16 protein-coding genes are annotated in these 24,804 nt (G+C 74.1%); 13 read left to right on the forward strand and 3 right to left on the reverse strand.

Features of this window, described 5'->3' with window-relative positions; genetic code table 11:
* Positions 1–123: 123 nt before the first annotated feature.
* Genes BG452_RS30810 through BG452_RS30825 form a run of 4 tightly spaced genes read left to right on the forward strand, consistent with a single transcriptional unit; the run spans position 124 to position 5,595 of the window.
* Complete coding sequence (locus BG452_RS30810; protein ID WP_188307642.1) at positions 124–1,842, forward strand: ABC transporter substrate-binding protein; 1,719 nt, start codon at positions 124–126, stop codon at positions 1,840–1,842.
* Between the two features lie 32 nt (positions 1,843–1,874).
* Entirely contained in the window at positions 1,875–2,909 is a 1,035-nt protein-coding gene (locus BG452_RS30815) for an ABC transporter permease (protein WP_188307643.1), read from the forward strand.
* On the forward strand, positions 2,906–3,895 hold the full coding sequence (locus tag BG452_RS30820; RefSeq protein ID WP_188307644.1) for an ABC transporter permease: 990 nt from the start codon (positions 2,906–2,908) through the stop codon (positions 3,893–3,895). The genes BG452_RS30815 and BG452_RS30820 overlap by 4 nt, the downstream gene beginning before the upstream one ends.
* Positions 3,892–5,595 (forward strand): ABC transporter ATP-binding protein, encoded by a 1,704-nt coding sequence (locus BG452_RS30825; RefSeq protein ID WP_188307645.1) that lies wholly within the window; start codon positions 3,892–3,894, stop codon positions 5,593–5,595. The genes BG452_RS30820 and BG452_RS30825 overlap by 4 nt, the downstream gene beginning before the upstream one ends.
* A gap of 43 nt (positions 5,596–5,638) precedes the next feature.
* On the opposite strand, the gene BG452_RS30830 is transcribed toward BG452_RS30825, so the two are convergent.
* Together BG452_RS30830 and BG452_RS30835 are read right to left on the reverse strand one after the other, a co-directional pair.
* Entirely contained in the window at positions 5,639–7,435 is a 1,797-nt protein-coding gene (locus tag BG452_RS30830; protein ID WP_188307646.1) for an acyl-CoA dehydrogenase, read from the reverse strand.
* A 140-nt stretch (positions 7,436–7,575) separates the two neighbouring features.
* On the reverse strand, positions 7,576–8,922 hold the full coding sequence (locus tag BG452_RS30835) for an MFS transporter (RefSeq protein ID WP_188307647.1): 1,347 nt from the start codon (positions 8,920–8,922) through the stop codon (positions 7,576–7,578).
* A gap of 937 nt (positions 8,923–9,859) precedes the next feature.
* Here BG452_RS30835 and BG452_RS30840 point away from each other — a divergent pair.
* The 5 genes from BG452_RS30840 to BG452_RS30860 are packed head-to-tail and all read left to right on the forward strand — an operon-like array spanning position 9,860 to position 21,501.
* Entirely contained in the window at positions 9,860–15,874 is a 6,015-nt protein-coding gene (locus BG452_RS30840) for a type I polyketide synthase (protein ID WP_188307648.1), read from the forward strand.
* Positions 15,871–17,694: a non-ribosomal peptide synthetase gene (locus tag BG452_RS30845; protein WP_188307649.1), complete on the forward strand. Its 1,824-nt coding sequence runs from the start codon at positions 15,871–15,873 to the stop codon at positions 17,692–17,694. The genes BG452_RS30840 and BG452_RS30845 overlap by 4 nt, the downstream gene beginning before the upstream one ends.
* A gap of 42 nt (positions 17,695–17,736) precedes the next feature.
* Positions 17,737–19,518 (forward strand): beta-ketoacyl synthase N-terminal-like domain-containing protein, encoded by a 1,782-nt coding sequence (locus BG452_RS30850; protein ID WP_188307650.1) that lies wholly within the window; start codon positions 17,737–17,739, stop codon positions 19,516–19,518.
* A gap of 2 nt (positions 19,519–19,520) precedes the next feature.
* Positions 19,521–20,759 carry a cytochrome P450 gene (locus BG452_RS30855; protein ID WP_188307651.1) on the forward strand — a complete coding sequence of 413 codons (1,239 nt, stop codon included), beginning with the start codon at positions 19,521–19,523 and terminating at the stop codon, positions 20,757–20,759.
* A gap of 46 nt (positions 20,760–20,805) precedes the next feature.
* Entirely contained in the window at positions 20,806–21,501 is a 696-nt protein-coding gene (locus BG452_RS30860) for a formyltransferase family protein (RefSeq protein ID WP_188307652.1), read from the forward strand.
* A gap of 177 nt (positions 21,502–21,678) precedes the next feature.
* On the opposite strand, the gene BG452_RS30865 is transcribed toward BG452_RS30860, so the two are convergent.
* Positions 21,679–22,623: a helix-turn-helix domain-containing protein gene (locus BG452_RS30865; RefSeq protein ID WP_223242964.1), complete on the reverse strand. Its 945-nt coding sequence runs from the start codon at positions 22,621–22,623 to the stop codon at positions 21,679–21,681.
* A 249-nt stretch (positions 22,624–22,872) separates the two neighbouring features.
* On the opposite strand from BG452_RS30865, the gene BG452_RS30870 reads away from it, so the two are divergent.
* From BG452_RS30870 to BG452_RS30885, 4 genes are all read left to right on the forward strand, one after another.
* The gene (locus BG452_RS30870; RefSeq protein WP_188307654.1) at positions 22,873–23,568 is read left to right on the forward strand and encodes a hypothetical protein; all 696 of its coding nucleotides are present in this window, start codon (positions 22,873–22,875) and stop codon (positions 23,566–23,568) included.
* Positions 23,555–23,806, forward strand: coding sequence for a hypothetical protein (locus BG452_RS30875; RefSeq protein ID WP_188307655.1), 252 nt, complete (start codon positions 23,555–23,557; stop codon positions 23,804–23,806). The genes BG452_RS30870 and BG452_RS30875 overlap by 14 nt, the downstream gene beginning before the upstream one ends.
* Before the next feature lie 228 nt (positions 23,807–24,034).
* Positions 24,035–24,439, forward strand: coding sequence for an SsgA family sporulation/cell division regulator (locus tag BG452_RS30880; protein ID WP_188307656.1), 405 nt, complete (start codon positions 24,035–24,037; stop codon positions 24,437–24,439).
* A 170-nt stretch (positions 24,440–24,609) separates the two neighbouring features.
* Positions 24,610–24,804: hypothetical protein (locus BG452_RS30885; protein ID WP_411293049.1), on the forward strand; the 195-nt coding region annotated here is incomplete at its 3' end.

The following is a 24,804-nucleotide window of genomic DNA, read 5'->3' on the forward strand; positions in this document are numbered from 1 at the left end:
CGGTGATCGCCGCCTCGGGGCGTCGCCCCTTCCCGCGGGCGCGGTGCCGTTCCCCTTTTCCCGAGGCCTCACTGCCGCCCGCCTTCCTCCGTACACCATCGGTAGCGAAAGGCCCCCTTTCCGATGTCTCGAACCACCTTCAGCCCCCGCCGCCTCGCCGCGGCGACCGTCACCGTCGCCCTGGTCGCCGGAGCGGCGGCCTGCGGACCGAAGGCCGACGGCGGTGGGAGCACCGGCAAGGACGCGGCGCCGAAGCCGGGCGGCACCCTCACCGTCCTGAACCAGAACCCCCAGGACCAGTTCGACCCCGCGCGGCTCTACACCTCCGGCGGCGGCAACGTCCCCTCGCTGGTCTTCCGCACCCTCACCACCCGCAACCGGGCCGACGGCGCGGCCGGCACCAAGGTCGTCCCCGACCTCGCCACCGACACCGGCACCTCCTCCGAGGGCGCCACGGTGTGGACGTACCACCTCAAGGACAACCTCAGCTACGAGGACGGCTCGCCGATCACCACCGCCGACATCAAGTACGGCATCGAGCGCTCCTTCGCCCCCGAACTCTCCGGCGGGGCACCCTATCTGAGGGACTGGCTGGTCGGCGCCGCCGACTACCAGGGTCCGTACCAGGGCGGCCGCGGCCTGGACGCCATCGAGACGCCGGACCAGAAGACCATCGTGTTCCACCTGAACAAGCCCGAGGGCGACTTCCCCTACCTGGCCACCCAGACCCAGTTCGCCCCCGTCCCGCAGGCCAAGGACACCGGGACGAAGTACCAGGACCACCCCGTCTCCTCCGGCCCCTACCAGGTGGTCAAGAACGAGAACGACGGCACCCACATCGTCCTCAAGCGCAACCCCCACTGGTCCACGGCGACGGACGACCAGCGCAAGGCGTACCCCGACACCATCGACGTGCAGTCCGGCCTCGACCCGGCGGTGATCAACCAGCGGCTCGCCTCCGGCACCGGCGCCGACGCGGCCGCCGTCACCACCGACACCAACCTCGGCCCCTCCGAACTCGCCCAGGTGAAGGACGACAAGGCGCTCGCCGCCCGGGTCGGCACCGGCCACTTCGGCTACGTCAACTACCTGGCGTTCAACCCCAAGGTCAAGCCCTTCGACAACCCCAAGGTCCGACAGGCGATCGCCTACGCGCTCAACCGCACCTCGGTGGTCAACGCCGCCGGCGGCTCCTCGCTCGCCGAGGCCGCCACCACCTACCTGCCCGCCCAGGAGACCTTCGGGTACACGCCGTACGACCCGTTCCCGGCCGGCGCCACCGGCAACCCGGACAAGGCCAAGGAGCTGCTGAAGGAGGCCGGCTACCCGGACGGCCTGACCATCACGCTCACCCACTCCACCGAGTCCGGCAAGGGCTACGGACCCAACTTGGCCACCGCCGTCCAGGACGGTCTGAAGGCCGCCGGGATCACCGTCCAGCTCGACGCCCTGGACGGCACCCGCTACTCCAAGACCATCCACACCGTCGGCACCGAGCCCGGCCTCTTCCTCTCCGGCTGGGGCGCCGACTGGCCGTCCGGCGGCCCGTTCCTGGCGCCGATCTTCGACGGCCGGCAGATCGTCACCGACGGCTACAACTTCAACTCCGCCCAGCTGGACGACCCTTCGGTGAACGACGAGATCGACCAGATCAACAAGATCACCGACCACGCCGAGGCCGCCAAGCGCTGGGGCGCCCTGGACCAGCGGATCGGCGACCAGGCCCTGACCGTCCCGCTGTTCCACCCGGTCTACAAGCGCCTCGCCGGCAAGGACGTCCGCAACGTCGTGATCAGCGACTGGACCGGCGTGCTGGACATCTCCCAGGTCGCGGTCAAGTAGCGGACGGCGACGGACGGATCGGTCGGACCACCATGGCTCCACAGAAGCCCACCACCGGGGAGGCCCTCACGGCCTCCCCGGCCGCCGGGGGACGGCAGGTGTGGCGGCGGCTGCTCGCGCGGCGCACCGTCCGCGCCGCCGGCCTCGTCATCGTCCTGCTCGCCCTGATCGCGGCGGCGGCACCGCTGCTCAGCGCGCTCGAAGGCCAGGACCCCACCGGCTACCACAACGACCTGCTCGACTCCGCGGCCGGCGGAGTGCCCACCGGCCCGCTCGGCGGGGTCAGCGCCGAGCACTGGCTCGGCGTCGAACCGGGCACCGGGCGGGACGTGTTCGCCCGGCTGGTGCACGGCGCCCGGATCTCGCTGCTGGTCGCCGTCGGCGCCACCCTCGTCCAGGTCACCCTCGGTGTGCTGCTCGGCCTCGCCGCGGGCCTGGGCAGCCGGCTGCTCGACCAACTGATCGGCAACACCACCGAGGTGATGCTCGCCCTGCCCTCGCTGGTCTTCGCCATCTCGCTGATGGCGATCGTGCCCTCCGACTTCCCCCGCCCGCTGCTGCTGACCCTGGTCATCGGGCTGCTGGGCTGGGCCGGCACCTCCCGGCTGGTCCGGGCCCAGACGCTCAGCCTCCGCCAACTCGACTACGTGGCCGCGGCCCGGCTGGCCGGCGCCTCCCGGTGGCGGATCGCCCGCCGGGAACTGCTGCCCTCGCTGGCCGCGCCGGTCATCACCTACGCGGCGGTGCTGCTGCCCGCCAACGTGGTCTCCGAGGCCGGGCTGTCCTTCCTCGGCGTGGGCGTCAAGCCGCCCACCTCCTCGTGGGGGCAGATGCTCTCCGGCGCGACCACCTGGTTCCGGGCGGACCCGATGTACGTCCTGCTGCCGTCCGCGCTGCTGTTCGTCACTGTGCTCGCCTTCACCGTGCTCGGCGACGCCGTCCGCACCGAGCTCGACCCGCGCGCGGCCTCCCGGCTGCGGGTCGGGACGCGGAGCGGGACCACGTCGGGCGCCGGCCCGTCGGCCGCCGGCCCGTCGGGCGCCGCCACCGAGGAGGCCACCGCATGACCCGCTTCCTGCTCCGCAAGGCCGTCGGCATGTTCGGCGTGCTGCTCGCGCTCTCCCTGGTCGTCTACGCGGTGTTCTACCTCGCCCCCGGCGACCCCGCCCAGCTCGCCTGCGGCGAGAAGTGCAGCCCCGCCCAGGTCCTCCAGGTGCGCGAACGGCTGGGCCTCGACGCGCCGGTGTACCTGCAGTACGCCCACTTCCTCCAGGGGATCGTCGCCGGACGCGACTTCAGCGCCGGGACCGGCCTGCTGCACTGCCCCGCGCCCTGCCTGGGCGTCTCCTACCGCAGCGGCGAACAGGTCACCGACATGATCACCGCCCGGCTCCCGGTGACGGCCTCGCTGGCGTTCGGCGCCATGGTGCTCTGGCTGGCCCTCGGGGTCGGTGCCGGGCTGCTCTCCGCGCTGCGCCGGGGCCGGCTGAGCGAGCGGCTGCTGACCGCGCTGACCCTGGCCGGCACCGCCGTCCCGGTGTTCGTCATCGGCCTGGTGCTGCTGATCGTCCTGTGCGCCCAGCTCCAGTGGCTGCCCTTCCCCAGCTACGTGCCGCTGACCGAGGACCCGCAGCAGTGGTTCTGGGGCCTGCTGCTGCCCTGGGTCTCGCTCGCCCTGATCGAGTCCGCCAAGTACGCCCGGCTGACCCGCTCGTCCATGCTGGAGACCCTCGCCGACGACCACATCCGGACCTTCCGGGCGTACGGCGTCAGCGAACGGCGGCTGGTGACCCGGCACGCGCTGCGCGGCGCGCTCACCCCGGTGATCGCGCTCACCGCGCTGGACCTCGGGACGATGTTCGGCTCCGCCGTGCTGACCGAGACGCTCTTCGGCCTCCCCGGGCTCGGCAAGCTGCTGGTCAGCTCGGTGGGCCTGATCGACCTGCCCACCGTGGTCGGCCTGACCCTGGTCACCGGGTTCTGCGTCGTGCTCGCCAATGTCGTCGCGGACGTGCTCTACGCGGTGACCGACCGAAGGGTGGTCCTCGCATGAGCCCCGAACCGCTGGTGGACGTCCGGGACCTGGTCGTGGACTTCCCCGTCGGCGACGGCCACGTCCGCGCCGTCGACGGCGTCGGCTTCACCCTGGAGCCCGGGCAGGCGCTCGGCATCGTCGGCGAGTCCGGCTCCGGCAAGAGCACCATCGCCTACGGGCTGCTCGGCCTGCACCGCGGGACGGGCGCCCGGATCGGCGGCTCGGTGCGGGTCGCCGGGGTCGACGCGGTCACCGCCGAAGGCGACGAACTCCGCCGGCTGCGGGGCGGACTGGCGGCCATGGTGTTCCAGGACCCGCTCTCCGCCCTCGACCCCTACTACGCGGTCGGGGACCAGATCGCCGAGGTCGTCCGGGTCCACCGGCCCGTCTCCCGCCGCGAGGCCCGGGCCCGGGCCGTCGAGGTGCTCGACCGGGTCGGCATCGCCGACGCGGCGCGGCGCTGCCGCTCCCGGCCACACGAGTTCAGCGGCGGGATGCGCCAGCGGGTGCTGATCGCGATGGCCCTGGCCTGCGAGCCGCGGCTGCTGGTCGCCGACGAGCCGACCACCGCCCTGGACGTCACCGTCCAGGCCCAGATCCTCGACCTGCTGCACGAGTTGCGCACCGAGACCGGGGCCGGGCTGGTCCTGGTCACCCACGACCTGGGGGTGGTCGCCGGGAGCGTGGACCGGGTGCTGGTGATGAAGGACGGCCGGGCGGTGGAACACGGGCCGGTCGCCGAGGTACTGGGCGCGCCGCGCGAGCCGTACACCCGGGCCCTGCTGTCGGCGGTGCCCCGGGTCGACGCCCCGGCCGCCCCGGCTGTTCCGGCTGTTCCGGCCGCCCCGGGCGGACCTGCCGGGCCTGCCCGGCCCGCCGAGGGCGAGGTGCTGCTCGAAGCCGTCGACCTGCGCCGGGAGTTCACCACCCGCGGCTCCCTCGCCCGGCGCGCCGCCCCGGTGGCCGCCGTGGACGGCGTCTCGCTCACCGTCCGGGCCGGCGAGACCCTGGGCGTGGTCGGCGAGTCCGGCTCCGGGAAGACCACCCTCGGGCGGATGCTCGTCCGGCTGCTGGACCCGACGAGCGGCCGGCTCCACTACCGCGGCCGCGACATCGGGGCGCTCGGGGACAAGGAGCTGCGCCCGCTGCGGCAGGAGCTGCAGATGGTCTTCCAGGACCCGGTCTCCTCGCTCAACCCGCGCCGCTCCATCGGGGAGTCCGTCGCCGACCCGCTGCGGATCGCCGGCCGGACCGACGAGCGCCGGATCCGCTCCCGGGTCGGCGAGTTGCTCGAACGCGTCGGGCTCGACCCCGACTGGTACCACCGCTACCCGCACGAGTTCTCCGGCGGGCAGCGCCAGCGGGTCGGCATCGCCCGGGCCCTGGCACCCGGGCCGCGGCTGATCGTCTGCGACGAACCGGTGTCCGCGCTGGACGTCACCACCCAGGCCCAGGTGGTCGAGCTGCTCGGCGAACTGCAGCGCGACCTGGGCCTGGCGCTGGTCTTCATCGCCCATGACCTCGCCGTGGTCCGGCAGGTGAGCGACCGGGTCGCGGTGATGCGGGCCGGGCGGATCGTCGAACAGGGCGAGGCCGACGCGGTCTACGACGCGCCCCAGCACCCGTACACCAAGGGCCTGCTGGCCGCAGTCCCGGTGCTGGACCCGGCCGAGGCGAGCGCCCGGCGCCACGCCCGGCTGGCCTCCGTCGGGGCCTGACCGGTCCCCCGCACCCTGACCGGGGTGCGGGGGCCTTCCGGGTTCAGAACGCGTCGTCGGGGATCTCGACCGCCGTCCGGTCCAGGCTCTCCAGCAGCCGGAACTGCGCCTCCGTCCTGGGCAGTTCCTGGCGGAAGAAGAACCGGCAGGCGTGCCGCTTGCCCTCGTAGAAGGGGCCGCTGCCACCCTCGGCGGCGAGGAACTGCTCCAGCCACAGCCAGGCGACCACGGTGTGGCCGACCGCCTCCAGGTAGCAACTGGAGTTGGCCAGGGCGGTCTCCGGATCGCCCGTCGCCCACAGCCGTCGGGTGACCGAGGCGATCCGCCGCACGGCCGCGTCCAGCTGCGCCGCGTACTCGCCGGCGTCACCGCCGAGGCCCTTGGCCCGGTCGACCGTCGCCGCGACGGTCTCGACCAGCAGCCGCAGCCCCGCCCCGCCGTCCATCACGACCTTGCGGCCGAGCAGGTCCAGCCCGTGGATCCCGTGGGTGCCCTCGTGGATCGGGTTGAGCCGGTTGTCGCGGTAGAACTGCTCCACCGCGTACTCGCGGGTGTAGCCGTAGCCGCCGTGCACCTGGATGGCGAGGCTGTTGGCCTCCAGGCACCACTGCGAGGGCCAGCTCTTGACGACGGGTGTGAGGACGTCCAGCAGCAGCTTGGCGCGGGCCCGGTCCTCGGGCGTCACGCCGGTGCGCTCCTCGTCCAGCAGCCGGCCGGCGTACAGCACCAGCGCCAACGCCCCCTCGGCGTAGCACTTCTGGGCCAGCAGCATCCGGCGGACGTCGGCGTGGGCGATGATCGGCACCTGGGGGGCGGCCGGGTCCTTGGCGCCGGCCGGACGGCCCTGGGGGCGGCTGCGGGCGTACTCCAGGGCGTGCAGGTAGCCGGTGTAGCCGAGGGCGGCGGCGCCCAGCCCGACGCCGATCCGGGCCTCGTTCATCATGTGGAACATGAGGGCCAGGCCGTGGTGCGGCTCACCGACGAGCCGGCCGACGGCACCGGGCTCGCCGCCCGGCCGGTGGACGCCTTCGCCGAAGTTGAGCAGGGTGTTGGTGGTCCCCCGGAAGCCCATCTTGTGGTTCAGCCCGGCCAGGACCACGTCATTGCGCTCGCCGGGCGAACCGTCGGCGCCCACCAGCACCTTGGGCACGATGAACAGCGACAGGCCCTTCACCCCGGGCGGCCCGCCGGGGATCCTGGCCAGCACCAGGTGGACGATGTTCTCGGACAGCTCGTGGTCGCCGCCGGAGATCCACATCTTGTTGCCGAACAGCCGGTAGGTGCCGTCCGCCCGCGGCTCGGCCCGGGTGCGCAGGTCCGCCAGCGAGGACCCGGCCTGCGGCTCCGACAGGCACATGGTGCCGAAGAACCGGCCCTCCAGCATCGGCCGCACATAGGTGTCGATCTGGTCCCGGCTGCCGTGCGCCAGCAGCAGGTTGGCATGGCCCGCGGTGAGGAACGGGTACCCGGAGGTGCCCGGGTTGGCGGCCTGGAACCAGGCGAAGCAGGCGTTGGCGACGACGGCGGGCAGCTGGGCCCCGCCCACCTCGTGGTCCATCGCGCTGCCCAGCAGCCCGGTGCCGGCGAAGACGTCCAGCGCCTCCTTCACCTCCGGGATGATGTGCACCCGCTCCCCGTCGAAGCGCGGCTCCTGCGCGTCGTTCTTCCTGTTGTGCGGCGCGAAGTGCCGGGTGGCGACCTGCTCGCTCAGCTCCAGGGCGGCGTCGAAGGTCTCCCGCGCGTGCTCGGCGTAGCGCGGCCGCTCGGTGAGCGCGGCCACGTCCAGCCACTCGTACAGCAGGAAGTCGAGGTCACGGCGGGAGAGCAGCAGGGACGTCATCGGGCGGCGCCTTTCGGGTCGTGGAAGCGGACCACGGTCGGACTCCTTCTTACCTCCTCGCGGATCCGCGCGGAACGCCTCCGCCGGCGCGGGGAGCCCGGTGGGCGGGTGTGCCCGCCGGGCCTCCCCGGGCGGGCGGGTCAGGCCTGGCGGCGGGTGGCGATGAGGGCCGCGCCGAGGACGCAGGCGCCGGCGGCGGTGGCGTAGGCGAGGTGGTAGCCGGTGAGCTGGTCGGTGCTGGTCGCGGCGACCAGGACCATCACGGCCGTGCCCACGCTGGCACCGATCTGCTGGGTCACCACGTTCACCGCCCCGGCGACGGCGTGCTGTTCGGCGGGGACGCCGGTGAGTCCGGCGGAGGTCATCGACGGGAAGTTGAGGCCCTGGCCGATGCCGCTGACCACCAGGCCGGGCAGCACGTGCACCAGGTAGCCGCCCTCGTGCGGGGTGGTCAGCCAGAGTCCGGCGCCGGCGCCGATCAGCACCAGGCCGACGACCATCAGGGTGCGCGCGGTGTAGCGGGCCAGCAGGCGGCCGGTGACGAAGTTGGCGGTGAGGAAGACGGCGGCGGACATCGGGACCAGCGCGAGGCCGGACTCCGAGGGCGAGTAGTGCAGCATGCCCTGGAGGTACAGCGGCGCGAAGAACAGCAGGCCGACCGAGCCCATGTACTGGAGGAACGCCGCCAGGCTGGCGGCCCGCACCGAGGCGAGCCGGAACAGGCCGAGCGGCAGCACCGGGTCCTCGGTGCGGCTCTCCCGCACCACGAACAGCACCAGGCAGAGCACCGCGACGCAGAGCACCGCCCACGCGGTCGCGCCGTCGCTGCTGACGCCGACCACGAGCAGGGTGAGGCCGAGGGTGCCGGATACCGCGCCGGGCAGGTCGAGGCGGCCGCTGTGCCCGGTGCCGTCGGGCAGTCCGACCCGGGTCACGGCGAGCACGACGACTCCGAGCAGCACCGAGAACCCCAGCACCGAGCGCCAGCCGAGGAACTGGGTCAGCACGCCGCCGAGCAGCACTCCCCCGCTGAAGCTCGCGGCGCCGACGGCCGCGTACACGCCGAAGGCCCGGTTGCGGGCCGGGCCGGCCGGGAAGGTCTCGGTGAGCAGGGCCAGCGCGGCGGGCCCCGACAGGGCGGCGCCGATGCCCTGGACGGCGCGGGCGCCCAGCAGCACCCCGATGTTCGGCGCGATCGCTCCGACCAGCGCGGACGCGGTGAACAGGGCGATGCCGACCTCGAACACCCGCCGCCGGCCGAGCACGTCGGCGAGCCGGCCGCCGACCAGCAGGAAGCCGGCGAAGGTGACGGCGTAGGCGGTCATCACCCACTGGAGCGTGCTGTCGTGGAGTTGGAAGCGCTCTCCGACGGAGGGCAGGGCGGCGTTGAGCACCCCGAGGCCGCTCACGTCCAGGGCGAGTGCCCCGGCGAGCACTCCGAGGGCGAGTCCTGGCCGGCGCAGCGGCTCGACCGCGGTGTCGGTCATGCCGTTTCGCCCTCTCCGTCGCGGCGGGTGCGGGCACTGCGGGGGGTGGACACCGGGTGGTGTGGGGGGCGTTTTGCTAAGGAGCCGTCGGGCCGGGCTGACGCCGTATCAATATTCTCAACTGCCATGCTGATCAGATTGCAGTGGTCACTCAACTGCTGTCCACCCCGCCCGGGCCCGAACTACCACTCGGGCCACCTCCGTTGGGGCGTGCCCGGGCGGTGTCCGAGTCGTGACCGGGTGGCGGCCGAGCCGCGGCGGGCCGACCGCCGGCTGACGACTGGCTGACGGTTGGCTGACAACCGACTGACGGCCGACTGACGGCCGGCCCCGGCGACAGGTCGTGGGCGGCCGGTTCGCTACGGTACGCGTGTACCTGTCACCCGCTATCCTCCGTCCCCCGCCCGGGAGTTCCGGCCCGGCCCCGGAGGGCGCCGCCGACCTGGGCGGACGGCGACGGGGGGCGGCTCGGCGCGGCGGATCCGGCCGGGTCGGCGGGGGGCCCGCCGTGGCCGGGGATGCCTGGTTTCGACCGAGTAATCCGAAAGATTCCGAAAGATTCTGCGCATTTTTCGCGCCTGAAGAGGCTTATTCAGACACAGGCGAGATCAGAACTCGCCACGCCTCAACTGACCCTCAAAGTGCGCTTGTCTCACCATTCACAGGGTGGCACGCTGATGTCCGCCGATCAGGTAAGCATCAGGCAATCCGGCCTCCATTGAATCCGCATACTCGTTGCACTCACCTCTGCGACCATGCGTTCCCGCCCGCCCGGTTCCAGGGCGGACGAAGAGACCAGCGCCACGGATTCCCGCGCCCGAGCCACCCGCGCCCCGGCCCGCGCTTTCATTCGACTCTGTACGAAACCACGGCAGTCGACCATGCCCACCGCCACCCCCTGACCGCCCATTCCACCCGGCCCGCCGAGGGAGTCGCCATGCCCGAAGAACGCGCAGCGCGAGACCTGTCCGCCGTGACGGACTTCCTGCTATCCCGCGCCGCCGAGCTGTTGGCCGTGGCCCCGACCGCCCTGGACCGCCGGGCGCCGCTGCACCGCTACGGACTGGACTCCGGCAGGTCGGTGGCGCTCGCGGCCGCGCTGTCCGAGTTCCTCGGCCGGCAGGTGCCCGCCACCTGGCTGTGGCAGTACCCGACCGTGGACGAGCTGGCCCGCGCCCTGGTCCACGGCCCGGGCACCGCCGAAGCCGCCGCGGCCAAGGAGCGCCGCTCGCCCTCCCAGGAGCCGGTGGCGATCGTCGGCATCGGCTGCCGGTTCCCCGGCGGGCCGGACCCGTCCGCGTTCTGGCGGCTGCTGGTCGAGGGCGGCGACGCCGTCGGGCCGGTGCCGGCCGCCCGCCGCGAGCTGATGAACGACGCGGTGCGCTGGGGCGGGTTCATCGACGGCATCGACCGCTTCGACCCGCTGTTCTTCGGCATCTCGCCCCGCGAGGCCGTCCAGATGGACCCGCAGCAGCGGCTGGTCCTGGAACTGTGCTGGGAGGCCCTGGAGGACGCCGGCATCGCCCCGCACAGCCTGCTCGGCAGCGACACCGGCGTGTTCATGGCCTCCTGCTGGGGCGACTACGCCGCGCTGGCGCACTACCGCGGCCCGGACGCCCAGATCACCCCGCACACCGCGACCGGCATGCACGACGGCATCATCGCCAACCGGGTCTCCTACGTCCTCGGCCTCCAGGGCCCGAGCATGGCCATCGACGCCGCCTGCGCCGGCTCCCTGGTCTCGGTACACGTGGGCTGCCAGTCGATCCAGCTGGGCGAGAGCGACCTCGTCCTGGCCGGCGGGGTCAACCTCAGCTTCGTCTCCGACTACTACACCGCCATGGACCAGATGGGCGCGCTCGCCCCGGACGGCCGCTGCAAGTCCTTCGACGCCCGTGCCAACGGCTACGTGCGCGGCGAGGGCGCCGGCGTGGTGGTGCTCGCCCCGCTGAGCGTCGCCCTCGAACGCGACCTGCCGGTGTACTGCCTGATCAAGGGCAGCTCCTCCAACAACGACGGCCTGAGCAACGGCATGACGGCGCCCAACCCGCTGGCGCAGGAGAAGATGCTGCGCACCGCGTACCGGCGGGCGGGCATCGCCCCGCACCTGGTGGACTACATCGAGTGCCACGGCTCCGCGACACCGCTCGGCGACCCGATCGAGGCCAACGCCATCGGCGCCGTCCTCGGCGGCGACCGCGCCGAGCCGCTGCGGCTGGGCTCCGTCAAGTCCAACGTCGGGCACCTGGAGGCGGCGGCCGGCATCGTCGGGCTGGTCAAGCTGGCGATGTCGATGCGCAACGGCGTGCTGCCGCCGAGCCTGCACTACAGCGCACCCAACCCGCAGATCATGTTCGACGAGTACAACCTCACCGTGCAGGACCGGCTGACGCCCTGGCCGCGGCGCTCGGACGCCCGCCGGGGCGGCGTCAGCTCCTTCGGCTTCGGCGGCGCGATCTGTCACGTCGCCGTGGAGGAACTGCCGCGCCCGGAGAGCTCCTTGCTGCTGCTGGCCGCCGACTCCCGGGAGGAGCTGGCCGAGCGGGCCCGGGCGGTGCGCGACGCGACCGACCTGCGCGCGCTCTGCCGCCGCACCCCCGGCGAGGGCCCGTTCCGGCTCGCGGCCGCCGCCCACGACCTGGCCGCGCTCCGCTCCCAGCTGGACGCCTTCGGCAGCGGCGTGGAGGCCGACGGGCTGAGCGTCGGGGAGGCCGCCGGGCGCCGGCCGCGGGTGGCGTTCCTGTTCTCCGGCAACGGCTCGCAGTGGCTCGGCATGGGCCGCCAACTGCTGGCCGGGCTGCCGGTGTTCCGCCGCTCCATGATGCGCTCCGACCGGCGGATGCGGGAGCTGCTGGGCTTCTCCCTGGTCGACCAGCTGCTGTCGCCGGAGGGCCGGCTGGACGACATGGACGTCTTCCAGCCGCTGCTGTTCTCGCTCCAGGTCGCGCTGGCCGAGGCCTGGCGCTCGCTGGGGGTGGAGCCGGACGTCGTGGTCGGGCAGAGCGTCGGCGAGTTCGCCGCCGCCCACGTCGCCGGGGCGCTGGACTTCGCCGACGCCTCCCGGCTGGCCGCCCACCACGGCCGACTGCTCCAGCAGTTGGCGGTCGGGCGCGGCGAGGGCATCGTGGTGATGACCGCCGCCGAGGAGGTCGAGCCGTACCTGACCGGCGGGCTCACCCTCTCCGGCCGCAACGGGCTGCGCTCCACCCTGGTCACCGGCACCCCGCAGGAGATCGACGGCCTGGTCCGCCGGCTCACCGACCTGGGCGTCACCAACCACCGGGTGCGGATGGGCCACGCCCCGCACTCCCCGCTGGTCGACCACGTCCTCGCCCCGCTGAAGGCCGAACTGGACGGCATCCGGCCCCGGACGGCCCGCATCCCGATGATCTCCACGGTCACCGGCGAGGCCGTCGACGGCGCCGAACTGGGCCCGGACTACTGGGCGGACAACCTGCGCCGGGAGATCCGGGTGGTCGACGCCCTGACCAGGCTGCGCGACCACGACGTCGACGCGGTGGTCGAACTCAGCCCGCACCCGCTGCTGCTCAAGTCGGTCTCGGAGATCCTCACCGCGACCACCCTGCCCTCGCTGCGCCGCGGCGCCGACGAGGCCGGCACCCTGCTCGGCTCGCTCGGCGCCCTGTACACCGCCGGACTGCCCGTCCCGGCCCACCCGTTCCTGGCCGGCGACCGGGGCCGCCACACCGCGCCGGTCCCCGGCGAGCGCGCCGCCGACGAACAGCTGCACCTGGTGCCCGTCACCGCCCGGACGGCGGGCGCGCTGGCCGACACCTGCCGCGCACTGTCCAACCACGTGGAGCGCGACCCGGGCCTGCGGGTCTGCGACCTCGCCTACACCCTCGCCGCCCGGCGCACCCACCACGGCCACCGGGTGGCGCTGCTCGCCCGCAACCGGCAGGACGTCCTGGACGGCCTCGCCCGGGTCGCGGCCGGCCGCCCGCACCCCGACGTGGTCACCGGCACCGTCTCCGGCAACGCCGACCGCCGGGTGGCGCTGGTGTTCTCCGGCGGCGGCACCCAGTGGGTCGGCATGGGCCGGGAACTGCTGCGCTCCCACGCCGGGTTCCGGTCCTGGATGGAGGCCTGCGACGCGGCCGTGCGCGCGGCCGGCGGCGGCTCGGTGCTGGAGCGGCTCGCCGCGCCCGCCGAGGAGGCCCGGTACGAGGAGATGGACTTCCAGCAGCCGGTGCTGTTCGCCCTCCAGGTCTCGCTGGCACAGGTCTGGCTCGGGCTCGGCGTCGAGCCGACCGCCGTGGTCGGGCACAGCCTGGGCGAGGTCGCGGCCGCCTGCGTGGCGGGCGCGCTGTCGCTGGAGGACGCCGCCCGAGTCGTGGTCACCCGCTCGCACCTGCTCGAACGCAAGGCCGCCGCGGGCGCCATGATCTCGGTCGACCTGCCGGAGGCGGAGCTGCTGCCCCTGCTCGCCCCGTACGCCGCGCACGCGGCCGTCGCCGTGGTCAACAGCCCCACCAGCGCGGCCGTCTCCGGCTCGCCCGAGGCCGTCGACGCCCTGGAGGCCGACCTTCGACGGGACGGGGTCTCGGTCCGCCGGATCCGGGTGGAGCGGCCGGTGCACAGCCCCGGGATGGACCCGCTGCTCCCGCCGCTGCGGGAGGGCATCGAGGGCATCACCGCGCTGCCGCCCGTCATCGACTTCCACTCCACGGCGCTGGCCGACAGCGTCAACCCGGCCACCGACGTGGACTACTGGGTGCACAACCTGCGCAACCAGGTCCGGTTCGCCGAGACCGTCGGGGCGCTGGTCGACCGGGGCGTCGACACCTTCATCGAGATCGGCCCGCACGAGACGCTGCGCGGCGCGGTGGAGGAGATCGCCGTGACCCGCGGCGCCCGGGTGCACGCCGTCAACTCGCTGCGGCGGGACGAGAGCGACCTGCGCTGCCTGCTGGGCGCCGCCGCCTCGCTGTACGTCCGGGGCCTGCCGCTGACCTTCGACCCGCTGTTCGGCGATGACGTCGACCTGGTGGAGACCCCGCTGGTGCAGTGGCAGAAGGAGCGCTACTGGATCGACACCGAGCCGCTCGCGCCGCGGGCCCCCGCGCCGGCCGCCGAACCCACCGCCGCCGCCGTGGTGGCGGCGCAGCCCGAGGCACGGTCGGTGGAACGGGCGCCGGGCCGACCGGTGGCCGAGATCGTCCTGGCCGAACTCGCCGACGCCCTGGGCGTGCCGGTGAGCGGCTTCGACACCGAGGCGTGCCTGCGCGACTTCGGCCTCGACTCGATGCTGGGGATCCGGCTGGTCAACCGGATGCAGTCGCTGTTCGGGCACCGGGTGTCGCCGGTGGTCTTCCTGGACGGCCGGTCGATCTCCGAAGTGGTCGGCCACTTCGTCGAACTCACCGCCGGACCGCCCGCGGCCCCCGCCGCCCCCGCCGCCACCGCGCCCGCCCCCACGTCGGCTCCACCACCGAAGGCCGAGCCGGACCGCGCCTTCCTCGACGAGCTGTCCGAGCTGGACGCCGAGGAGCTGCTGGACGAACTGGACGCCCGCGGCCTGCTGGCGGCCGACGACACCCCCGCCCTGGCGCAGCTGCGCGCCGCCGGCCTCGGCCTGGAACTGGCGCCGGCCTCGCACGGCCAGGCCTCGCTGTGGTTCATGCAGATGGTCTCGCCGGACGCCGTGCCCTACAACTTCATGGTGACCGCCCGGATCCGGACGGCCGTCGACGAGCAGGCCCTGGAGCGCGCCGTCCGGGCCGTCATGACCCGCCACCCCGCGCTGCGCACCCTGTTCGTGGAGGCCGGCGGCCGGCCGTACCAGGTCGTCCTGGACGAGCCGGTGTACGAGTTCCTGACGGTGGACGGCTCCGGGCTGGACGACGAACAGGCCCGCGAGGAACTGGCCCGGCACGGGCACCGGCCGCTCGACCTGGACAACGGGCCGCTGGTGCGGGTCGTCCTGCTGAACCGCGGCCCGGCCGACCACTACCTGCTGGTGCTGGTCCACCACATCGCCTCGGACGCGGCCTCCGCCGATGTGATGATCCGCGAACTCCAGGCGTACTACCAGGGCGCAGACCCGGCCGCCGACGCGCCCGCCGCCCCGTACACCGAGTTCGTCGCCTGGGAGCGGCAGTGGCTGGCCGGGCCGGCCGCCGACGCGGCCCTGGACTGGTGGTCGGAGAAGCTGGCCGACCCGCCCGCCCACCTCGACCTGTCCGCCAAGCAGCGCCCGCCGGGCGTCACCTACGAGGGCCGCGACCTCGCGTTCCGCTGGAGCGCCGAGGAGACCCGGCTGCTGCGGGAGTTCGCGGTGCGCGAGGGCGTGTCGATCAGCACCGTCGTGCTGGCCGGGTTCTTCGCCACCCTCAACCGCGCGGTCGGCACCGAGGACGCCGTACTGGCCACCGCGATCGCCCAACGCTCCGAGCCCGGCTGGGAGTCGGCGATCGGCTACTACCTCAACACCGTGCTGGTCCGGGCGAGCCCGGCCGCCGACCGCAGCTTCCGCGACCTGCTGCGCGAGGTCCACGCCTTCTCGCTCGGCCTGCTGGAGCACATGAACTACCCCCTGGACCTGCTGGCCTCCCAGTTGAAGCCGCCGAGGGTCGAGGGCCGCTCCCCGTGGTTCGACGTGGTGGTGAACTGGCTGTCCTCGGACGCCTTCCCCCGCTCCGTCAAGCTCTTCCACGGCGTCGGCGAGACCCTCACCCCGGACGGCGCGCTGCCCCTCGAACCGCTCCAGGTGCGCCGGCACCTCGCCAAGTTCGACCTGGAGATCTCGATGGCGGACATCGACGGCGAGGTGGCCGGCCACGTCCAGTTCAAACCGAGCTACCTGGAGAGGCCCACCGTGACCGCACTGCTCGCGCTGTACCGCAGCGTGCTCTTCGACGCGATCGCCCGACCCGACCTGGCCCTGGGCGCCATCGCCCCGGCCGGCCTGCCCGAGGAGACGGACCGGTGACCGACACCCTGCACTCCGCGTTCGTCGAACTGGCCGCCAAGAGCCCCGGGGCGACCGCCGTCTACGCCGAGGCCGGCGTCCTGACCTACGGCGAACTCGACCAGCGCTCCCGGGAGTTGGCCGAACGGCTGACCGCCGCCGGCGCCGGCCCGGGCGTCCCGGTCGGCATCTGCGTCGAACGCACCCCGGACCTGCTGGTCGGCATCCTGGCCGCCCTGCGCAGCGGCTCCTGCTACCTGCCGCTGGACCCGAACTACCCCGCCGACCGGCTGACCTTCATGGTCCAGGACAGCGGCACCCGGCTGCTGCTCACCACGCCCGCCTCCCGGGCCGGCTGCCCGCCCGGCCCGACCGTGCTCGTACTCGGCGACGGCGGCACTGTCACCACCGAGCCCGGCGCCGGGCCCGTCCCGGTCGTGCCCGAGGACACCGCGTACGTCATCTACACCTCGGGCTCCACCGGCAAGCCCAAGGGCGTGGCCGTACGGCACGGCGGCGCCGTGGCGATGCTCGCCGCGATGGACCGCGTCCTGGAGGGCTGCGACCTGAGCGGCATCGCGGCGGCCAGCTCGGTCTGCTTCGACATGTCGGTGATGGAGATCTTCAACGCGCTCTGCCGGGGCGGCGCCGTGGTGCTGGTGGAGAGCGCCGTGCACCTGCCGGAGAGCCGGTACGCCGACCGGATCACCCACCTCAACGTCGTCCCCTCGGTGATGAACGGCCTGCTCGACGCCGGGGCCCTGCCGCCCGAGCTGCGCTCGGTGGTGTTCGGCGGCGAGGCGCTGCGCCGCAAACTGGTCGACCGCACCTTCCGGGAGACGGGCGCCACCCGGGTGTTCAACGCCTACGGCCCCACCGAGGGCACCGTGTTCTGCTCCTTCGGGCCCGTCCCCGAGGACTCGGCCGAGGAGCCGACGATCGGCCCGCCCACCGAGGGCGCCCGGGTCTACGTGCTGGACGAGCAGCTGCGCCGGCTCCCGGCCGGCACGCCCGGCGAGCTGTACCTCGGCGGCGCCGGCCTCGCCCACGGCTACGTCAACCGGCCGCGCACCACCGCCGAGCGCTTCGTCCCCGACCCGTTCCGGGCCGGCGAGCGGATGTACCGCACCGGCGACGTGGTCGAGTTGACCGACGGCGGCGAACTGCGCTTCCACGGCCGCAGCGACCACCAGGTCAAGCTGCGCGGCTACCGGATCGAGCTGGAGGAGGTCGAGGCCCGGCTGACCGGCTGCCCCGAGGTCCGGGAGGCCGCCGCCGTCGTCCGGGGCAACCGGCTGGTCGGCTACCTGGTGCCGGCCGGCGACGCCCCCGACGGCCCCCGGCTGGACGCCGCGCTGCAGAGCGCCGTCACCGCCCGGCTCGCCGTCGAACTGCCCGACTACATGGTGCCCGCGGCCCTGGTCTCGCTGCCCGCCCTGCCGCTCGGCCCCGGCGGCAAGCTCGACCGCAACGCGCTCCCCGAGCCGCCGGCCGCCGACCCCGACGGGCCGCTGACCGCCCCCGGCACGCCCACCGAGATCGCGCTGGCCGAGATCTGGGGCCAGCTGCTCGACCTCGAACCGTCGACCATCGACGTGCAGTCCGCGTTCTACGACCTCGGCGGCGACTCGCTGCTGCTCATCCGGCTGGCCCGGCTGATGACCCGCCGCTTCGACCGACGGGTCCGGGTGCCCGACCTCTTCAGCTTCCGCGACATCGCCTCGCTGGCCCGGTGGCTCGACGACGACAGCGGCGCCACCCCCGAGGTGGTCCAGTCCGCCCGCCGCCGCGCCGGCGCCCGCCGCGCCGCGCTGCGCGGCCGCTCCGCCGACGACCGCTGAGCCAGGCCCACCCCCGACGAAGAACGAAGCAGGAGCCCCCTCATGACCGACCGCCCCGAACAGGACTACGACCCGGGCGACGTGGCCGTCATCGGCATGTCGCTCCGGGCCCCCGGCGCCCGCACCAAGGAACAGTTCTGGGACAACCTCGTCCACGGCCGGGAGTCCGTCAGCTTCCTGGCCAAGGACGACATCCACGTCGACGAGACCCTGATCCACAGCCCGTTCTACGTCCGGGCCTGCGGCGTGCTGGACACCTACGACAAGTTCGACCCCTCGGTGTTCGGCATCAGCGACCGGATGGCCGCCGCGATGACCCCGGAGAACCGGCTGTTCCTGGAGAGCGCCTGGGAGTCGCTGGAGGACGGCGGCTACGACCCGGACCGGCTCCAGGCCGAGATCGGCATGTACGGCGCCAACAACCCGCAGACCGCCGCGCTCTACGGCTCCCCGCCGGACCGGGTCTCGGTCGGCCCCGAGGCGATCGAGGCCAGCCTGGCGTGGTCCCCGGACACCATGACCTCCAACGCCCTGTACTACATGGGGCTCACCGGCGAGGCCGTCACCGTGGCCGCCGTCTGCGCGGGCTTCCACTACTCGGTGCACCTGGCCTGTCAGTCGCTGCTGCTCGGCCAGACCGACCTGGCGATCGCCGGCGGCGCGATGGTGCGCCTGCCGCACCCGCGCGGCCACCTGTGGGAGGAGAACCGCATCCTGTCGAAGGACGGCCACTGCCGCCCGTTCGACGCCAACGGCACCGGCACCGCGCTGTCCAGCGGCGTCGTCACCGTGCTGCTGAAGCCGCTCAGCCACGCCGTCGCCGACCGCGACCACATCTACGCGGTGGTCAAGGGCTCGGCCGTGAACAACAACGGCGTCAGCGCGATGGCCTACGGCCTGGCCCAGCCCGAGCGGCTGAGCGCCTGCATCGCCGCCGCCATGGAGGTCGGCGGGGTCACCCCCGACACGGTGGGCATGTACGAGGCCAACGGGCTCGGCCTGCCGATGACCGACGAGCTCGAGGTGCACGCCGCGAGCATGGCGTTCGGCAAGCAGACCGCCACCACCTCGATCGGCGGCGTCAAGGGCAACGTGGGCCACGGCGGCGTGGTCTCCGGCGGCTTCGGGGCGATCAAGGCGGCGCTGGCGCTCCACCACAAGCAGCTCCCGGCGACGATCAACCTGACCGAGGTCAACCCCGACCTCGACTTCCCCGGCACCCCGTTCGTGCCGCAGCTCGAAGGCGCGGACTGGGAGCCGGAGTCCGGCATCCGCCGCGCGGGCATCACCTCGATCGGCGGCGGCGGCTACAACGCCCACCTGCTGCTGGAGGAGGCGCCCGCCCCCGCCGGGCGCGCCCCCGAGGAGGACGGCCGGCCGCGGCTGGCCACCCTGTCCGCCCTGGACGACGAGGCGCTGGCCCGTCAGCGCGCCCGGCTCCGCGAGCGGCTGGAGGCCGACCCGGGGCTGCGGCTGGACGACGTCTGCTACAGCCTCAACCTCGGCCGCAAGGTGATGCCCCGCCGCTGGGCGGCCGTGGTCCGCAGCCGCGCCGAGCTGATCGCCGCACTGGCCGTGGACGCGGGCGGCCCGGCCACCACGACCGCCGCCGCCCCCGCCGCCGACCCCGGCGCCCTCACCCGCGGCGATCACGGGCTGGTGCCGGCCGGCCGGGACGCCCGGGCGCTGGCCGACCTGGCCGCCGCCTGGGTGAACGGTCAGCAGGTGGACTTCGCCGCCCTGCACCGCGGCGAGGCCAGCCACCGGGTGCCGCTGCCCACCTACCCGTTCCAGCCGCGCCGGTTCTGGCGCACGGACTGGTGACCATGAACGCACCGGCACCGGCCCCGGCCACCGCCGACCTGGGCGACCCGGCCACCTTCGCCGGCCACGACCTCGACGGCTTCTGGCGCACCCTGCGGGACACCGCGCCGCTGCACTGGAACCCCCCGGCGGACGGCCGCCGCGGCTTCTGGGTGCTCTCCCGGCACGAGTCCATCATGGCCGTCTACCGGGACGACGCGAACTTCACCTCCGAGCGCGGCAACGTGCTCGTCACCCTCCTGGAGGGCGGCGACGCCGGGGCCGGCCGGATGCTCGCCGTCACCGACGGGCACCGCCACCACGAACTGCGCAAGATCCTCCAACGGGTGCTCTCCCCGCGGGTGCTGGACGAGGTCGCGAGGTCCGTCCGGGCCAACACCCGGCGCTGGATCCGCGAGGCCGTCGAGTCCGGCGGCTGCGACTTCGCCGCGCAGATCGCCGCCCGGATCCCGATGACCACCATCTCCAACCTGCTCGGCGTCCCCGAACAGGACCAGGAGTACCTGCTCAGCCTCACCAAGGCCGCGCTCTCCGCGGACCACGAGGACGTCGACGAGGTCGACTCCGAGATGGCCCGCAACGAGATCCTGATGTACTTCATGGACCTCGTCGAGGAACGCCGCGAGCACCCCGGCGAGGACGTCATCAGCATGCTGGTCGCCAGCTCCATCGACGGCGTGCCGCTGACCGACGAGGACGTGGTGCTCAACTGCTACAGCCTGATCATCGGCGGCGACGAGACCAGCCGGCTGACGATGATCGACTGCGTCCACACCCTCGCCGCCCGCCCCGAGCAGTGGCAGCGGCTCAAACGCCGCGAGGTCGCGGTGGAGACCGCCGTGGACGAGGTGCTGCGCTGGGCCTCGCCCACCATGCACTTCGGGCGCAGCGTCCGCCGGGAGACCGAACTGCACGGCGTACGGCTGCGCCCCGGGGAGATCGTCACCCTCTGGCACGCCTCCGGCAACCGCGACGAGCGGGTCTTCGCCCGGCCCGAACGCTTCGACCTCGGCCGCACCCCCAACAAGCACCTGGCGTTCGGCTACGGCCCGCACTTCTGCGTCGGCTCCTACCTCGCCAAGGTGGAGATCGCCGAACTGCTCACCGCGCTGCGGGACTTCACCACCGGCTTCGAGCAGACCGGACCGGCCCGGCGGATCCGCTCCAACTTCCTGACCGGGTTCTCCACCATGCCGGTGCGGTTCGAACCCGACCGCGCCGGGCTGGAAGGAGCCGGGTAGCGACCTGACACCGACCGAGACCCGACCAGCCAGCGCAGGAGTACGGATGAACATCTACCTATCGGGACAAGGGGCGTTCGCGGTGCAGGTCGCGGAAGCCCTGCTGGACAGCGGACACAAGATCGTCGGCGCGGCGGCCCCCCGGCTGCGCAAGGGGCAGTCCGACGAGGCCAACGCGATGTGCTGGGACCGCCTGCGCTCCTGGGCGTACCCCCGGGACATCCTCTGGACCGACTCGGCCGAACTGCGCGCCCGGCACGTGCCCGACGGGGTGGACATCATCCTCGCCGCGCACTCGCACGCCTTCCTCGGCCGGGAGACCCGCGCCCGGGCCGCCGTCGCCACCATCGGCTACCACCCCAGCCTGCTGCCGCTGCACCGCGGCCGGGACGCCATCCGCTGGACGGTGCGCGACGGCGACAAGGTGACCGGCGGCAGCGTCTACCACCTCACCGAACGCACCGACGCCGGCCCGATCGCCGCCCAGCAGCACCTGTTCGTCCCCCCGGGCTCCACCGCGCAGAGCCTGTGGCGCGACCACCTGGCACCGCTCGGGGTGCGACTGCTCCTCAAGGTGGTCACCGACCTCGCCGCCGACCGGCGGATCGAAGTCCCCCAGGACGAGTCGCTGGCGACCTGGGAGCCCGCGATGGGCGCGCCGCCGCTGTTCAAACCCGAACTCATCGCCCTGCCCGGCACGGCCCGGGTCGACGGCAGCAAGTGGGCCCTGCACGAGCAGTGAGCCGGACTCCCCGCCCCGCGCCCTCCCCGGGTGCGGGGCACCGGCGTTCCCGCCGGCGGTCAGCGGGCGGCCGCCGCACGGCCCCGCAGCGCGTTCCGCCGCACCGCACCGCGCCGTACCACGTCGCGTCGCACCGTCCGGACGCTCCGCCGCCGTCGCCGCTCGCGCGGGTGCGGCTCAGGCCCGTTCGCGCAGGGTGTCGCCGGGCGAGCGGTGGTAGGCCTCGCGGTAGAGGCCGGCGAAGTGCCCCTGGTGGGCGAAGCCCCAGCGCATCGCAATCCCGGCCACCGTGGCGCCGCCCGGATCGGCGGCCAGCAGCTCCCGGTGCGCGGCGTCCAGCCGTACCCGGCGCAGATAGCCGAGCGGCGTGGTGTCCAGGTGCCGGCGGAAGGCGTACTGCAGTGCCCTCGGGGTGACGAAGGCGGCCGCGGCGATGTCCGCGAGCGAGACGTCGCGCTCCGCGTTCGCCTCGATGTGGGCGATCGCCCGGCGCAGGGTGTCCGGGGTGGCGTCCGTCCGGTCGGCGGGCACCGGCTCGGTGCGGCCGGTGTGGGGCAGGGCCGCCAGGGTCGCGGCCGCCAGGTGCTGGGCCGCGGAGGCGATCAGCAGCTCGCTGGCGCAGGCCGCCGGATTGCCCACCACGTGGTCGCGGACGTAGGCGACCGCGGCGCCGAGCTGCCGGTTCGCCGCCTCGTCGACGGCCCCCAGCCCGGTCAGCCGCACCGGGCCGCGCCCGTCCGCACCGGTCGGCGCGACGGCCTCCAGCAGACTGCTGTCGAACATCGCGATGGTGTAGCGGGCCGAACGGACCTCGCCCTGGTAGGGGGCGTCCGGCGGGGCGATCAGGAAGGTCTCGCCCGGGCCGAACACCGTCTCCTCGCCGTCTCCGGTCCGGTCGGCGAGCGTCCCGGCGTGCACGCTGATCAGGCACACCCGGCCGAGGCTGTCGGCGGTGTAGGACATGTCGTAGCCGAAGGACAGCCGGTCCACGCTGAGCGGGCCGACCGCCCGGCGGCTGATGCTCGCCCGGGCGTCCGCCACCGACTTGCCGATCCGCATCGGCGTGTAGGCGGTGGACAGGAACTCCTCCGTGGCCTCCAGGCTCGCGCTGTCGAACGACAACGACTCGACCATCCTCACCACCCGTCCGTCCGCGCGGCAGCCCTGGCCCGCGCACCTGGTCCAGACGCTACGCGCCCGTCGGCGGCACGCAAAGCCGGGCCCTCGCCCGCCCGCCCGCAGCCGTTTCGTTCCGGCAGCCGTCCGGGGCCGGCGCTTCGCTCCCGCAGCTGTGGGCGGGCCCCGCGGTGCACCACGGTGGGATCGGTGCCCTGCCCCTGGGCGCCGTCCACCCACCGGGAAAGGACCACCATGACCGTGCGCAGGGCTCCGCAGTCCCGCCGCCCGCAGTCCGGTACCGACATGTCCGCGCAGGTCACCGAGCTCGCCGCGGAGGCTGAACGCCAGTTCCGGGACGGGCTCCTGGAGTTCGCCGCGCAGGACGCGGTCCTCGCCCGGACGACCGCCGAGGGCCTCGCCCAGGCGGTGGGCACCGCCGCCGAGCAGGAGCGGCTGGCGGTCATCGACCGGCTGGAGCACCTCCGTGAGGCGCTCGCGGTGCTGGCCATCGGCATCGCCCGCACCCACGGGCAGCTGGCCTGGTTCCTCGCCCGGGCCAGCACCGTGCTGACGCCCGTGCTGCGCTGGCGGTCGCTGCCCGCCGACCGGCGGCAGTCCTTCGGCACCGTCGTACCGGACGCCGATGAACTCGGCGACGCCGAGGGCGCCGTACGCCGGCTCTGCTCGGCGCTCACCCGGATCGGCACGGCCGGCGTCGGCCCGCAGCCGGGGCCGGAGACCAGCCCGGACAGCCGGGCCGCGGGCGGACCGGCCCCCGACGGGCCCGCCCGGACGGCCTGGCCCCGGACGCCGTCGCCTGATCCGGTCCGCGGGCGCCGCGCCCTCGGGGCGTCCGGTCCGGCTGATTCGGAACCGGGCTGGCGGGCACCCGCCGAACCGTCCGACCATCGCCGCCTCGGAAGGGAAGCACACCATGACCACGCGTGACGACAACGGGACCCAGCCGGACGAGCCGGCCCGGGAGCGGTCCGCCGAGGAGCGTTCGATCACCTCGCCCACCCCGGCCGACGTCCGGGAGAAGGCGGAGGGGCCGGTCGGGGACCGGGAGCGGTCCGCCGAGGAGCGCTCGATCACCGCCCCCACCCCGGCCGACGTCCGGCGCAAGGCCGCAACGCACGACGAGGACGACCCGGAGCCGCCCGCGGCCGACGCCGTGGCGCCCTGACGACGCCCCGCCCCCGCCCCGCACCCGTCCGGCACCCGCCGCCGGACGGGTGCCGGGCCTGCGCGGAACCCGCGGGGACGGCGTGCGGAACCGGCGGGATCCGGTGTGTTTCCGTGGCACGCCGGAGCGGTGGATCGGCCCGGAAGGGGTAGCCGAGCGCTGCCGCCGTCGGCGTTCGGCGCCGCGGCGGGCCCCCGGAGCCCCGTCCACCGAATGGAGATCCACCGCATGACCGTCGCCACCTGCCGGCTCACCTCCGTCACCCTGCCCGAAGGCCCGTTCCCGCACGTGTCGGTCGAGGCCGAGCTGCGTTTCGACGCCTCGCTCCCGTACGCGGTGTGCCTGGCCTTCCCCCCGGTCGACGACGGAGGCGAGGAGCTCCGGTGGTTCTTCGCGCGCGAGCTGCTGAACGAGGGCCGGCACGCCCCGGCCGGGTACGGGGACGTGACCGTCGCCCCCGGGCCGCGCGGGCAGGTCCTGGTGACCCTGCGCAGCCGCGAGGGGCGGGCGCTGATCAGCGTCCCGGCGGAAGCGGTGACCGCCTTCCTCGTCGACTCCTTCGCCCTGGTGCCGGCCGGCCGCGAGCCGGAACACCTGGACGTCGACGCCGCCCTCGCCCGGCTGCTGCCCTGACGGGCCGGCCCGTCCACCGCCGCGCGACGGCCGTGCATGGGCCGGACCGGGCGGGGTAGCCGGAACGCACGGCGGTCCCGGCCCGGCGCCCTTCCTCCCCGCGGGGCCGGGCCGCCGCCACGGCCCTCCGGCCCCCGACCCCATGGCAACCGAACGGAACGGAGCCGACCATGACCACGCAACCGCTCTCGGCCGCGCTCGCCGTCAGCCCCTCGCTGCCGGCCGTCCTGCTGCCCGCCCTGGTCGTCGCCGCGCTGCTCATCGGCGCCTTCGCCTGGGGCAGCCACCGCCTGTCCCGGCGCCGGCCGCCCCGGGCCGAGCGGGGCGCCGCCGCCGGGCGCGCGGACTCCTGGCGCACGCCCGAC

Source organism: Streptomyces sp. CBMA123 (assembly GCF_014596465.1).
GTDB lineage: Bacteria > Actinomycetota > Actinomycetes > Streptomycetales > Streptomycetaceae > Kitasatospora.

Coding starts and splice junctions, on each gene's coding strand:
- BG452_RS30810 (WP_188307642.1), top strand. CDS start 124: ATGTCTCGAACCACCTTCAGCCCCCGCCGCCTCGCCGCGGCGACCGTC.
- BG452_RS30815 (WP_188307643.1), top strand. CDS start 1,875: ATGGCTCCACAGAAGCCCACCACCGGGGAGGCCCTCACGGCCTCCCCG.
- BG452_RS30820 (WP_188307644.1), top strand. CDS start 2,906: ATGACCCGCTTCCTGCTCCGCAAGGCCGTCGGCATGTTCGGCGTGCTG.
- BG452_RS30825 (WP_188307645.1), top strand. CDS start 3,892: ATGAGCCCCGAACCGCTGGTGGACGTCCGGGACCTGGTCGTGGACTTC.
- BG452_RS30830 (WP_188307646.1), bottom strand. CDS start 7,435: ATGACGTCCCTGCTGCTCTCCCGCCGTGACCTCGACTTCCTGCTGTAC.
- BG452_RS30835 (WP_188307647.1), bottom strand. CDS start 8,922: ATGACCGACACCGCGGTCGAGCCGCTGCGCCGGCCAGGACTCGCCCTC.
- BG452_RS30840 (WP_188307648.1), top strand. CDS start 9,860: ATGCCCGAAGAACGCGCAGCGCGAGACCTGTCCGCCGTGACGGACTTC.
- BG452_RS30850 (WP_188307650.1), top strand. CDS start 17,737: ATGACCGACCGCCCCGAACAGGACTACGACCCGGGCGACGTGGCCGTC.
- BG452_RS30855 (WP_188307651.1), top strand. CDS start 19,521: ATGAACGCACCGGCACCGGCCCCGGCCACCGCCGACCTGGGCGACCCG.
- BG452_RS30860 (WP_188307652.1), top strand. CDS start 20,806: ATGAACATCTACCTATCGGGACAAGGGGCGTTCGCGGTGCAGGTCGCG.
- BG452_RS30870 (WP_188307654.1), top strand. CDS start 22,873: ATGACCGTGCGCAGGGCTCCGCAGTCCCGCCGCCCGCAGTCCGGTACC.
- BG452_RS30875 (WP_188307655.1), top strand. CDS start 23,555: ATGACCACGCGTGACGACAACGGGACCCAGCCGGACGAGCCGGCCCGG.
- BG452_RS30880 (WP_188307656.1), top strand. CDS start 24,035: ATGACCGTCGCCACCTGCCGGCTCACCTCCGTCACCCTGCCCGAAGGC.